Origin of the sequence: Aeromicrobium sp. WCS2018Hpa-31, assembly GCF_031843905.1 — a bacterium.
Lineage (GTDB): Bacteria > Actinomycetota > Actinomycetes > Propionibacteriales > Nocardioidaceae > Aeromicrobium.
This window is the reverse complement of sequence record NZ_JAVTJF010000012.1, coordinates 24,159-36,724: the sequence shown is the minus strand read 5'-3', so window position 1 is coordinate 36,724 and position 12,566 is coordinate 24,159. Positions and strand designations below refer to the sequence as shown.

The 12,566-nt window shown below is 72.4% G+C and carries 10 protein-coding genes; 2 read left to right on the top strand and 8 right to left on the bottom strand.

Annotated elements, in window-relative coordinates:
- Positions 1-5 precede the first annotated feature (5 nt).
- Positions 6-1,157, bottom strand: a complete 1,152-nt coding sequence (locus RQG84_RS15570) for an aminotransferase class I/II-fold pyridoxal phosphate-dependent enzyme (protein ID WP_311210752.1) — start codon at positions 1,155-1,157, stop codon at positions 6-8.
- Positions 1,158-1,339: 182 nt separating this feature from the next.
- Between RQG84_RS15570 and RQG84_RS15565 the strand changes: the two genes are divergently transcribed.
- Both RQG84_RS15565 and RQG84_RS15560 read left to right on the top strand, forming a co-directional pair.
- Complete coding sequence (locus tag RQG84_RS15565) at positions 1,340-2,422, top strand: dipeptidase (protein ID WP_311210751.1); 1,083 nt, start codon at positions 1,340-1,342, stop codon at positions 2,420-2,422.
- 31 nt (positions 2,423-2,453) lie between these two features.
- Positions 2,454-4,130 carry an AMP-binding protein gene (locus RQG84_RS15560; RefSeq protein WP_311210750.1) on the top strand — a complete coding sequence of 559 codons (1,677 nt, stop codon included), beginning with the start codon at positions 2,454-2,456 and terminating at the stop codon, positions 4,128-4,130.
- 4 nt (positions 4,131-4,134) lie between these two features.
- Here RQG84_RS15560 and RQG84_RS15555 read toward each other — a convergent pair whose 3' ends face one another.
- The 7 genes from RQG84_RS15555 to RQG84_RS15525 form a co-directional block, all read right to left on the bottom strand.
- Positions 4,135-5,217, bottom strand: coding sequence for a hypothetical protein (locus RQG84_RS15555; RefSeq protein ID WP_311210749.1), 1,083 nt, complete (start codon positions 5,215-5,217; stop codon positions 4,135-4,137).
- 76 nt (positions 5,218-5,293) lie between these two features.
- The gene (locus tag RQG84_RS15550) at positions 5,294-6,262 is read right to left on the bottom strand and encodes an ABC transporter substrate-binding protein (protein WP_311210748.1); all 969 of its coding nucleotides are present in this window, start codon (positions 6,260-6,262) and stop codon (positions 5,294-5,296) included.
- Between the two features lie 90 nt (positions 6,263-6,352).
- Positions 6,353-7,216: an amidohydrolase family protein gene (locus RQG84_RS15545; protein WP_311210840.1), complete on the bottom strand. Its 864-nt coding sequence runs from the start codon at positions 7,214-7,216 to the stop codon at positions 6,353-6,355.
- 38 nt (positions 7,217-7,254) lie between these two features.
- Entirely contained in the window at positions 7,255-8,187 is a 933-nt protein-coding gene (locus RQG84_RS15540; protein WP_311210747.1) for a 3-hydroxyacyl-CoA dehydrogenase NAD-binding domain-containing protein, read from the bottom strand.
- Positions 8,184-10,160, bottom strand: coding sequence for an acetoacetate--CoA ligase (locus tag RQG84_RS15535; RefSeq protein WP_311210746.1), 1,977 nt, complete (start codon positions 10,158-10,160; stop codon positions 8,184-8,186). The genes RQG84_RS15540 and RQG84_RS15535 overlap by 4 nt, the downstream gene beginning before the upstream one ends.
- Entirely contained in the window at positions 10,157-10,957 is an 801-nt protein-coding gene (locus RQG84_RS15530; RefSeq protein ID WP_311210745.1) for a crotonase/enoyl-CoA hydratase family protein, read from the bottom strand. The genes RQG84_RS15535 and RQG84_RS15530 overlap by 4 nt, the downstream gene beginning before the upstream one ends.
- Positions 10,954-12,525 (bottom strand): long-chain fatty acid--CoA ligase, encoded by a 1,572-nt coding sequence (locus tag RQG84_RS15525; protein WP_311210744.1) that lies wholly within the window; start codon positions 12,523-12,525, stop codon positions 10,954-10,956. The genes RQG84_RS15530 and RQG84_RS15525 overlap by 4 nt, the downstream gene beginning before the upstream one ends.
- Positions 12,526-12,566 lie beyond the last annotated feature (41 nt).

Genomic DNA, 12,566 nt, shown 5'->3' with positions numbered 1-12,566 from the left:
CGCCCTCAGTCGAGCACGGCGCTGAGCCGCTCGACGGCCTCACGCAGCACGTCTGGCGGGGTCGCGTAGGTCAGCCTCGCGCGCCCGTCGCCGACGCCGGACGAGCCGCCGAACGCGAGTCCCGGTGCCAGTGCGACGCGGGCCGACGCGAGCAGCGTGGCGGCGGGATCGGCGCCCAGGTCGTACGCGCGGAGGTCGAGCCAAGCCGTGTAGGTGCCGGGGCCGGCGAGGAGGCCGGCGCGCGGGAGGTGCTCCGCCGCGAGGTCGCCGAGCAGCGCCCGGTTCTCCGCGATGTCGGCGCGGAGGGCGTCGAGCCAGGGTCGGCCGTCGGTGAGCGCCGCGACGTGGGCGATGGTGCCGAGGTGGCTCGGACCGTGGCTCACGATCTCCGGCACCGAGGCGATCTCGTCGGCGGTGGCCGCACCACCGGCCACCACGGCCGCCTTGGCGCCCGCGAGGTTGAACGCCTTCGACGCCGACAGCACGGCGTACGCGTCGTCGGTGCCGTCGACGGACAGGTAGGGCACGAAGGCGTCGTCGTCGGTGGAGACCGCGGCCAGGGGCGCGTGGATCTCGTCGACGACCACCCGGACCCGGTGCTCGTGCGCCAGTCGGGCGACCGCGCCCAGCTCCTCGGCGGTGTGCACGACGGCAGTGGGGTTGTGCGGGCTGCACATCAGGTAGGTGGCGCCGGGGTTCCCTGCGAAGGCGGAAGCCAGCGCGCCGAGGTCCAGGCGCCCGTCGTCGCCGAGCGGCACCTCCACCAGCGGTCGGCCCACGTGGCCGACCGCGTCGAAGAACGGCTGGTAGACCGGCGGGTTCACGATGACCGGCACGTCGGCGGCGCCGGTGAGCCGCAGGACCTCCTCGATGCCGACCATCACGTCGGCGACGGCGAGCGTGCGTGCCGGGTCGAGCCCGGTCCAGCCCCAGCGGTCGGCGGCGAAGTCGGCGAGGGCCTCCGCGTACACGCGCGGCTGCGGGTAGCCGGTGTCGCCGCGGGTCACGGCGTCGGTCAGCGCACGCGCCACGGGCTCGGCGAGCGGCACGTCCATCTCGGCCACGAACATCGGGATGACGTCGGGGTCGTGCATCGTCCACTTGATGCTCGTGCGACGGCGCAGGTCGGCCAGGGTCAGCTCGTGCAGCGGGTGCATGCGGCCAGCCTGCCACCTGGTGACGGGTGGGGTGGTCTCGATACGCGGTCCCGAGCTCCTTCGTCGCCGGGACCGCTACTCGACCACCGAGGGCCCGACGCCTCGCTGATCGAGTAGCGCGACCCGCGACGGAGGAGTGGGTCGTGCGTATCGAGACCATCGCTGATGCCTACGGTGGGGGCATGGAGACGTTCGGGGACCTGCTGACCGAGGCGGCGGCGCGGGAGGCCGTCGCGGCCGCGCCACTGATCGACGGGCACGACGACCTCGCGTGGGAGATGCGCGAGAGCGCCGGCTACTCCGTCGACGGGCTCGACGTGGACCGCGCTGCTGCGGGCGAGGACCCGGCGTTCCAGACCGACCTGGTCCGGCTGCGTCGCTCAGGGGTCGGCGGCCAGTTCTGGTCCGTCTACGCGCCCTGCTCGCAGCGCGGGGCCGACGCCGTCACGTACACGCTCGAGCAGGTCGACTGGGTGCACCGGCTCGTCGCGCGCTACCCCGACCGGCTCGCGCTCTGCCGCACCGGCGACGACGTGCGCGACGCGTGGGCCTCGGACCGACTGGCGTCCCTGCTCGGCGCCGAGGGCGGCCACAGCATCGACGGCTCGCTCGCCGTGCTGCGGCAGCTCGCGAGCCTCGGCGTCCGCTACATGACCCTCACCCACAACGAGAACACCCCGTGGGCCGACTCCGCCACCGACGAGCCCGAGCACGGTGGCCTGACCGACTTCGGCCGCGACGTGGTGCGCGAGATGAACGCGCTCGGCATGCTCGTCGACCTGTCCCACGTGGCGGCCACGACGATGCACGACGCCCTCGACGTCACCACCGCGCCGGTGATCTTCAGCCACTCCTCGTGCCGGGCCGTCACCGACCACCCGCGCAACGTCCCCGACGACGTCCTCGAACGGCTCCCCGGCAACGGCGGCGTCCTCATGGTCACCTACGTGCCGCCGTTCGTGAACGCCGACTTCGGCGCCTGGTTCGCCCACCGGGAGGTCGACCCCACCGGCGCCGGCCCCATGCCGCGGGTCACCGTCGACGACGTCGTCGCGCACGTGGAGCACGCCCGCGAGGTCGTCGGCGTCGACCACCTGGGACTCGGCGGCGACTACGACGGGTTCGAGCTCTTCCCCGAGGCGATGGGGGACGTGACCGGTCACGCGATCCTGCTCGACGCGCTCGCTCGGCGCGGGTGGTCGGCCGACGACCTCGCCCGCCTCACCGGGAAGAACGTGCTGCGGGTGCTCGACGCGACGTCCTGAGTCGTCCCATCGAGCGCGTGGCAGACTCGACGTGAGCCAGGACACACCCGGCTCGGACGGCACGTCGGCCGGCACGTGGGGGGACACGATGGACCAGCAGCTCAGCCAGACCGCAGGCAGCGCCGAGGTGCCGCTGCTGGAGACCACGATCGGCGCCGACCTCGCCGCCACCGTCGCGCGGGTGCCCGACACCGAGGCACTCGTCGAGTGCGCCACCGGCCGACGCTGGACCTACCGCGAGCTGGCCGCCGACGTCGAGGTGGTGGCCCGCGGCCTCGCGTCGCTCGGCATCGAGAAGGGTGACCGCGTCGGCATCTGGGCACCGAACTGTGCGGAGTGGACCCTGGTGCAGTACGCCACGGCCCGGCTCGGCGTGGTGCTCGTGAACGTCAACCCCGCCTACCGCGCGCACGAGCTGGGCTACGTCGTCGGCCAGTCGGGCATGCGCGCGATCGTGGCCGTCCCCGAGCTCAAGGGCAGCTCGTTCGCCGACATGATCGACGAGGTCCGTCCCGACCACCCGACGCTCACCGACGTGCTGCTGATCGGCACCTCCAGCTGGCAGGGCCTGCTCGACGCCGGCCGCGCGAGCGACCTCGACGTCGACGCCATCGAGGCCACCCTCGAGGCGACCGACCCGATCAACATCCAGTACACGTCGGGCACCACCGGCTTCCCCAAGGGCGCCACGCTCTCGCACCGCAACATCCTCAACAACGGCTTCGCCGTGGGCGAGCTGCTGCACTACACGTCCGACGACCGCATCGCCATCCCCGTGCCCTTCTACCACTGCTTCGGCATGGTGATGGGCAACCTGGCGGCCACCTCGCACGGCGCGACGATGGTGGTCGCGGCGCCCATGTTCGACCCCGCCGCCACCCTGCGCGCGGCCGCCGAGGAGCGGTGCACGTCGCTCTACGGCGTGCCCACGATGTTCATCGCGATGCTCGCCGACCCGTCCTTCGACGACCACGACCTGTCGGCCCTGCGCACCGGCATCATGGCCGGCTCGCCGTGCCCCGTGGAGGTCATGAAGCAGGTCATCGAGCGGATGGGAGCCGGGGAGGTCTCGATCTGCTACGGCATGACCGAGACGTCGCCGGTCTCCACGCAGACCCGCACCGACGACAGCGTCGAACGACGCGTGAGTACCGTCGGTCGGGTCCACCCGAACCTCGAGACGAAGGTGGTCGACCCGACCACGGGCGAGGTCGTGCCACGCGGCACGGCCGGCGAGCTCTGCACGCGCGGGTACTCGGTGATGATCGGCTACTGGCAGGAGCCGGAGAAGACGGCCGAGGCCATCGACGCCGACGGCTGGATGCACACCGGTGACCTCGCTGTCATGGACGACGACGGCTACCTGAGCATCACCGGACGCATCAAGGACATGGTGATCCGTGGCGGCGAGAACATCTACCCGCGCGAGATCGAGGAGTTCCTGATCACGCATCCCGACGTCCTCGACGCCCAGGTCGTGGGCGTGCCCGACGCGAGGTACGGCGAGGAGCTCATGGCGTGGCTGCGCATGCGCGACGGCGCCGAGCCGCTCACCGTCGAGGCCGTCCGGGACTTCTGCACCGGATGCCTCGCGCACTACAAGGTGCCGCGCTACGTGCACGTGGTCGAGGAGTTCCCGATGACCGTCACCGGCAAGGTGCGCAAGGTGCAGATGCGCGAGGACGCCCGCGCGCTGCTGGGCCTCTGACCCGTCAATCCTGCGACGTCGGCCGCACCCAGGTGTCGGCGTCGATGCCGTAGACCCAGCGACGGCCGGGCCACTCCGTGAGCGACCACAGCTGCCCACGCTGCGGCCACCACGTGATGTCCTCGGGCCCGGTGGGCAGCACGCCGCGGCGCCGCGTGAGGGCACCGGGCCGCCCGATCCACAGGTCGCCCGGGTTGTCCTCGCCCGCGCTCGCGGTGATCACCCACGTGCCGTCGACCAGGACGGCACCCTGCATGCGTGGCGCGACCGCGTCGTGCACCTCGATCGGCACGGCTGGCTCGGTCTCGCCCGAGCGCAGCAGGTGGGTGTCGCGGTCGAGCTCGTAGCGGACCATGCGATGGCTGCCGCCCTTGCGCCCGTACTCGCCGGCGACGAGGTGGTCGACGTCGCCCCGGCGGTCGAGCGACATGAACGAGTAGGTCATCGGTCGGACACCGGCGTCGGTGTCGGCGGCGTAGTGGGTCCGCTGGGGCAGCACGTACCGGTAGCCGCGGGTGCGCCACCGGTTGCGCACGCGGATCACGTCGTCGAGGGCGAAGACGCGGACGCCTCCGGAGCTGCCCGCCACGAACAGGTGGTCGCCGTACCAGACGATGCCCCCGGCGTGGACCCGCACGGGACGCAGCAGGTGCAGGCCGAGCACCCGACGCGGTGCCACGAGCAGCACGTGCCGGTAGCGGGGCGCTGCGTCGTCGGCGTGGTCGATGACGGAGATGCGCGAGCCCAGCGTCAACCAGCCGAGGACGCCGTGCGCGTACCAGCTGACGACGACGACCGGGCGACCCTCGAAGGTGCCCGACTGCGGGTCGGGGCCGTAGGCGTCGGCCGACGTCGTGATGCCTTGCGGCCACCACCGCTGCGACGTCGCGTCGCGCTCCTCCCACTGCATGCCGCCGACCGCGGCCTCCCCCGGGACCTCGGCGCGGCTGCCCCGACGGTCGAGGTCGGCCAGGACGCCGCGGAGTCCGACGCGCCGGAACCGTCCGAAGAAGCGCTCGGAGAGACGCCGCGACGGCGGTGCCGGCACGAGCCGGTACGGGACCTGCTGGGGAGGATCGAGGGCCACGTCCCCACCGTAGGTGTCGGTGGCGACGTGGCCCTCGGGTGGCTCCGCGGTGGCGGGTCCGGGCGACGGTCGGGCCCTACGACTTGGGCAGAAGTCCGTCGACGTCGGCCGGCTTCTTGATCCAGCCCTCGTCGAGCATCAGCTCGCCGACCCGGGTGAGCTGGTCCTTTCGCAGGTCGGTGCCGAAGGCCTCCATGCCGGCGTTCTCGAGCGCCGCGGCAGGGATCTCGGTGACGCGCGTGGCGGCCTCCTTGACCTCGTCGGGGTGCTCGTCGGCGTACTCGAGCGTCTTGGCCAGCGCCGCCTCCATCGAGGCGACGAGCTCGGGGTCGGACTTCGCGAGCTGCTCCGACGTGAAGATGTACTGCGTCGGCAGGCCGGGGACCGCGGTCTGGCTGGTGTAGCCCACGAGCGTGGAGCCGTCCGCGACGAGGCCACCGAGGAAGGGCTCGGGGACCCACACCGCGTCGACGTTGCCGGCCGCGAGCGCGGCGGGCATGTCCGGGAAGGCCAGCTCCACGAACTCGACGTCGTCGGGGTCGCCGCCGTCCTGGCGCACGGCCTCGCGGATCGTCAGGTCGCCCATCGACTGCAGCGTGTTGATGGCGACGGTCTTGCCCGCCAGGTCGCCGGGCGACTCGATGCCCGAGTCGGCGGCGGAGACGACACCGTTGATGCCGTCCTCCGGGGGCTCGAGGTCGGAGGACCAGTGACTGACGACCTGCAGGCCGAGGCCCTTGTCGCGAGCGGTGAGCAGCGAGACGGGGTTGCTGGACGCGAACTGGGGGTCGCCGGACATGACGCCGGGGACGAGTGCGGCACCACCCTGCGCGAGGTCGACCTCGAGCTCGATGCCCTCGTCCTCGAAGAAGCCCTGGTCGATGCCGACCTGGAGGGCGCCGGTCGGGGCGATCGGCAGCATGCCGATGGACACCTTCTGCAGCTCACCGTCCGCGGTGTCGTCGTCTGACCCGCCGCCGCACGCGGACAGGACGAGGGTGGCAGCAGCGAGCGCCGCTGCCATCGGGACGAGTCGTGACCTCATGGTGGAACCTCTCGATCAGGGGGGTGGTGTGCTCTGCCTCACACCGATTAGACAAGAATCCTGTCTATCAGGTTCCTTGTCAAGTGACCGTCACAACCGAAGCAGCCGCGCCGCGTTCTCCTTCAGCACGAGCGGGCGCACCTCGGGCTTGAGGTCGAGCTCGTCGAAGTCGGCCATCCAGCGGTCCGGGGTGATCACCGGGAAGTCCGAGCCGAAGAGCGCCTTGTGCTTGAGCAGCGTGCCCACCTGGCGCACCAGCTGCGGCGGGAAGTACTTCGGGCGCCAGCCCGACAGGTCCACGAACACGTTCGCCTTGTGCGTCGCGATAGAGATGCTGCTGTCGACCCACGGCACCGAGGGGTGCGCCAGGATGATGCTGAGCTGCGGGAAGTCCGCCGCCACGTCGTCGACCAGCATCGGGTCGGAGTAGCGCAGCTTGATGCCCCGCCCTCCCGGCAGGCCCGCGCCGATCCCGGTCTGGCCGGTGTGGAACAGCGCCACCATGCCGGCGTCCTGCAGCACCTCGTACAGCGGGTACCACCGCTCGTCGTCCGGCCGGAACCCCTGCAGGCTCGGGTGGAACTTGAAGCCGCGCACGCCGTGGTCGCCGATCAGCCGCCTCGCCCGCTCGACCGCCTCGGGACCACGTCGGGGGTCGACCGATCCGAACGGGATCAGCACGTCGTTGTTCCGGGCCGCCCCCTCGGCGATCTCCTCGCTCGAGAGCGGCGGGTGCCCCATCTCGTGCTCGGCGTCGACCGTGAAGACCACCGCCGCCATCTGCCGCTCGCGGTAGTGGTCGGCGATCTGGTCGATCGTCGGGGTGCGCAGCGCATCGGCCTTGAAGTACTTCGCCGAGGCGTCCATCAGCTCGTCGTCGAGCGAGAAGTGGCCGTGGCCGTCGGACTCGACGTGGGTGTGGACGTCGATGGCCACGAGGGACTCGACGTCGATCGCGGACTCGTACACGGGGACCTCCGGGAGGGGTGGGTTCAGGGCAGGTGGTGCGCGGCGGCCTTGGCGGACAGCAGCGCGATGAGCAGGGCGTCCCGGTCCGCCGCCATGGCAGCCTGGTCGACCCCGGCCAGCTCGTCGTCGACCCCGGCCGCGAGGGTCTCGAGGAGCTCGGGGGTCAGGGGTGCGCGACCGAGGTCGTCCATGAGGGCCTCGGTGGGCGGACCGAGGTGGGCCAGCACGTGGCGGAGCCCGCCGTCACCCCCGGAGAGGTGCTGGTTGACGAGCGGGCCGAGCAGCGCCCAGCGCAGCCCTGGGCCGTGGGCGATCGCGGCGTCGACGTCGGCCACCGTCGCCACCCCGCGGTCGACGAGGGAGTAGGCCTCGCGCCACAGAGCCGCCTGCAGCCGGTTGGCCAGGTGCCCCGGGACCTCCCGGCGCACGTGGATCGGTCGCTTGCCGACCTCGGCGTAGAAGGTCATGGCCCGCTCGACCACCTCCGGCGAGGTGACCTCGCCGCCCACGACCTCCACCAGCGGGACGAGGTGCACGGGGTTGAACGGGTGACCGACGAGGAACCGTTCCGGGTGCTCCGGAGCCAGGGCTGCGATGCGACTGGGCAGCATGGTCGACGTGCTGCTGGCGACCGGGACGTCGGACCGGGCGACCTCGTCGATCTCGCGGTAGAGGGCGCCGCGGACCTGCTCGTCCTCCGGCCCGCTCTCCTGCACGAAGCGCGCGCCGTCGACCGCCTCGGCCGGCGACGACGAGACGGTCACGAGGTCCTGCCAGCGGCCGGGGTCGTGACCGAGCGCCTCCAGCGCGGGTCGCGCCTGCTCGACGTCGCGCTCCAGCAGCGACCAGGTGTCCGGCGACGGGTCGCTGACCCGCACCGGCACCCCGCGGGAGACGAGCTGCGCCACCCAGGCACGCCCGATCACGCCCGCTCCCACGACGGCGACGTGGTTCATCGGCTCGCCTCCGCCAGCCGCAGGAACGGCTCCCACACGCTCGGATCGGCCACGGTGTCCTGGGCGACGACCGCCTCCAGGGCCGCGCCCTGCAGGAGCCGCTTGACCGGGACCTCGAGCTTCTTGCCGGTGCGGTTGGTCGGCACCGCCGGCACGGCGACCACACGGTCGGGCACGTGGCGCGGCGAGAGCGACGTGCGAAGGGCTCGACCGATGCCTGCGACCAGGGCGTCGTCGAGGTCGCGACCACCGGCGAGGACCACGAAGACGACGAGCTCGCCGTTGCCGCCCGTCGCGTCCTCCAGGTGCACGACGAGCGCGTCGTCGACCTCGGCCATCGAGCCGAGCACGTCGTAGAACTCCGACGTGCCCAGCCGGACCCCGCCGCGATTGAGCGTCGCGTCGGAGCGGCCGGCCACGACGCACGTGCCGAAGGCCGAGAACCGCACCCAGTCACCGTGCCGCCAGATGCCCGGGTACGTCTCGAAGTAGGTCTCGCGGTAGCGGGAGCCGTCGGCGTCACCCCACAGGCCGACCGGCATCGACGGCATCGGCCGGGTGATCACCAGCTCCCCCAGCTCGCCCACCACCGCCCGTCCCTCCGCGTCGAAGGCGTAGGCCGCCACGCCGAGGCAGGGACCCGAGATCTCGCCCGCCACGACCGGCTGCAGAGGACTTCCCTGCACGATGCCGCCGCAGACGTCGGTCCCACCGCTGCCCACGTTGAGGAGCACGTGCGAGCCGAGCGCCTCACGGATCCAGTGGTAGCCCTCGGCAGGCAGGGGACTGCCCGCCGCACCGACCTGCCGCAGGGCCGAGAGGTCGTGCCGGCGAGCGGGGTCGAGGCCGGCCCGTCGCGACGCCATGATGAATGCCGGGCTCAGGCCCGCCATCGTGGCTCCGGTCTCGGCGGCGAGACGCCACTGCAGGTCCAGGTCCGGGTGCATGGGGTTGCCGTCGACCAGCACGATCGAGGACTCCACGAGGAGGGCGGAGACGAGGGAGTTCCACACCATCCAGGTGGTCGTGGAGAACCACATCAACCGGTCGCCGGGCCCGAGGTCCCAGCTCAGGGCGTGGTTCTTGAGGTGCTCCATCAGCAGGCCGCCGTGGCTGTGGACGATCGCCTTCGGCTTGCCCGTGGTCCCGGAGGAGAACAGCACGCAGAGGGGGTGGTCGAAGGGCACGGCCTCGTAGGCGGGCTCGGCGGGCTCGGCCAGCAAGTCCGCCCAGGCCACCGTGTCCGGCACCTCGCCGCCGGCGTAGGGCACGTGCACGACGTGACGCACGGTCGGCATGGCCGCGCGCACCTCGGCCACCTCGGCCCTCCGGTCCACGAGCTTGTCGCCGTAGCGGTACCCGTCGACGACGAGCAGCACCACGGGATCGACCTGGCCGAGCCGGTCGACGACGCTGCGCGGTCCGAGCTCAGGAGCGCACGAGGCCCACACGGCTCCGAGGCTGGCGGTCGCCAGGTAGGCCACGACCGTCTCGGGGACGTTGGGCAGGTAGGCCGCCACACGGTCGCCGCGTGCCACCCCCAGGCGCTGCAGGCCCGCCCGGGCACGGGCCACCGCGTCACGCAGCTCGGCCCACGTCAGGTCGATGCGTTCGCGGGTCTGGCCCACGGCCACCACGGCCACCGCGTCGGGGTCGACCTCGCGCAGGTCGAGGGCGTGCCGTGCGTAGCTGAGTCGTGCTCCCGGGAACCACGTGGCACCGGGCATCGCGTCGTCGGCCAGCGCGGGACCCGGCTCGGTGTCGGACTCGACGCCGAAGACGTGCCACACGGAGGACCAGAACCCCTCGAGGTCGTCGACGGACCAGCGCCACAGGTCGTCGTAGTCCTCGACCGTGACGGCGTGGTGCTGCTCGACCCACCCCACGAAGGCACCGATGCGCGTCGACGTGCGCCAGTCCGGCGCCGGCTCCCACACCACCTCCGGGGCGGACCCGGTCGGCTCGGCGCTCACGCGTCGTTCCCGCGGACCCGTGCGCCCCGCCCGTCGAGGAACTCGCGCATCAACGTCTTGGCCTCGTCGCTGCCGCCGGCCACGGCGGCCATGAGCGACTCGATGAAGTAGCCCTGGTCGGGGTCGGCCTCGCCGATGCGCGGCAGGGCGTGCAGCACGGCGTAGGTGGTGACCGGCGAGATCCCGGCCATCGTCTCGGCGAGCTCGAGCGCCTTCTTGGTGCCCTCGCCGGCCGGCACGAGGTACTGGCTGAGGCCGACCCGGTGCCCCTCCTCCGCGTCGTACACGCGTCCGGTGAGCATCATGTCCGTCATCCGGTGCACACCGACGAGGCGCGGGACCCGCACCGAGGCTCCTCCGCCGACGAACAGTCCGCGCTGGCCCTCGGGCAGGGCGAAGTACGCCGACGGCTCGGCCACGCGCACGTGGCACGCGCTGGCCAGCTCGAGCCCGCCGCCGATCACGGCCCCCCGCAGGACCGCCACCACGGGGATCCGGCCGCGCTCGATCCGCTCGAACGCCCGGTGCCACATGCGGGAGTGGTGCAGGCCCTCCACCGTGCTGCGCTCGGCGAGCTCGGCCAGGTCGAGCCCGGCGCAGAAGTGGTCGCCGTCGGCGTCGAGCACGGCGGCCCGGGCCCAGGCCGGCGGATCGGCGAACAGACGCTCGAAGCCGAGCACCGTCGCGTCGTCCAGGGCGTTGCGCTTGTGGGCCCGGGACAGCCTGACGACGAGCACGTCGCCGTGCCGCTCGACGTGCAGGGACGCGGGGAGGTCGGGCAGGTCGAGCGGGTTCATGCGGTCTCTCCAGGGTTGACTCGGCCCCGCAGGTCGGTGCGGAGCACCTTGCCCGAGGCGTTGCGAGGCAGTGCGTCGACGAAGACGAACTGCGCGGGGGTCTTGTACCGGGCGAGGCGGCCGTCCAGGCGCGCCCGCAGGTCGTCCTCGGTGAGGGTGGAGCCGGGAGCGCGCTCGACGAAGGCCACACCGACCTCGCCCCACCGGTCGTCGGGCCGCGCCACCACGGCCGCCGACCGGACGCCCTCGAGAGCCACGAGTGCGGCCTCGACCTCGGCGGGATAGATGTTCTCGCCGCCGGAGATGACGATGTCCTTCACGCGGTCCACGACGTAGGCCCAGCCGTCGGGGTCGGCCCGCAGGACGTCGCCGGACCGGAACCAGCTGCCGTCGACGACGGTCTCGGCGCTGGCCTCGGGGCGCTCCCAGTAGCCGTCGAAGAGGTGCGGACCACGCACCAGCAGCTCACCCTGCTCGGTGCCGACAGGACGGACGGACCCGTCCTCGCCGAGGACGGCCACGTCGGTGAAGAAGTGCGGGACCCCGACCGACACCGGACGGTCCTCGCCCCCGCGGTTCGGCGCCATGTAGACGCCGGGCGCGGCCTCGGTCATGCCGTACCCCTGCTGCAGCACGACCCCACGCTCCTGCCACGCCCGGCTGATGTGCTCGGTGGCGGGCGAGCCGCCGTAGTTCACGTACCGCAGGGAGGACAGGTCGGCGTCCGCCCAGTCGGGGTGCTCGACCATCATCTGCAGCATCGTGGGCACGACGGCCATGCCGGTGATCCGGCGCTCCGCGATCGTGCGCAGCACCGTGCCGGCGTCGAATCCGTCGAGCATCTCGATGGTGCCGCCCTTGAAGAGGGTCGCGAGCGTGGACTGCCCGAAGCCCACCGCATGGAACAGCGGGGCGAAGCACAGGATGCGGTCGGTGCTGACGAAGTCGATGTGGCCCAGCTGGTTGAAGGTGTTCCACGTCAGGCTGCCGTGCGTGAGCACGGCGGCCTTGGGGTGCCCGGTGGTGCCGGAGGTGTAGAGCAGCAGCGCGGGGTCCTCGAGCACGACGTCGACGACGTCGGTGAACGGCGCGGCCTGTGCCACCTCCTGCTCGAGGTCGTCGGCCGCCACCGGCGCGGAGCCGAACGACAGGACGCGCTCGACCGGTGTCTCCTGGGCCAGCGCGGCCACGACCAGGTCGTCCACACCGTGCCCGACCACCAGGGTGCGGGCGCCGCAGTCGCGCAGCAGCGACGACACCTCGGCCGGTGCGAGCCGGAAGTTCAGCGGTGCGAAGACCGCCCCCAGCAGTCCGGCGGCGAAGAACGTCTCGAAGGCGCGGGTGTCGTTGGTCCCGAGGTAGGCGACCCGGTCCCCACGCCCGACGCCGCCTCGCCCGTCCGCACCCTCGCGCAGGACGGTGGCGAGGCGCGCCGACCGCTCGGCGAGGTCGGCGTAGGCGCGCGTGGTGTCACCCTGCACCAGGGCCGCGGACGTCGGGCTGATGCGCGCCCGTCGGGCCGGCCAGGTGCCCACGCCCAGGTTGCCGCGGCGTTCGAACAGCCCCATCTGCCACTCCTCACGATCGACCGTCAGATTGACAGGTTTCC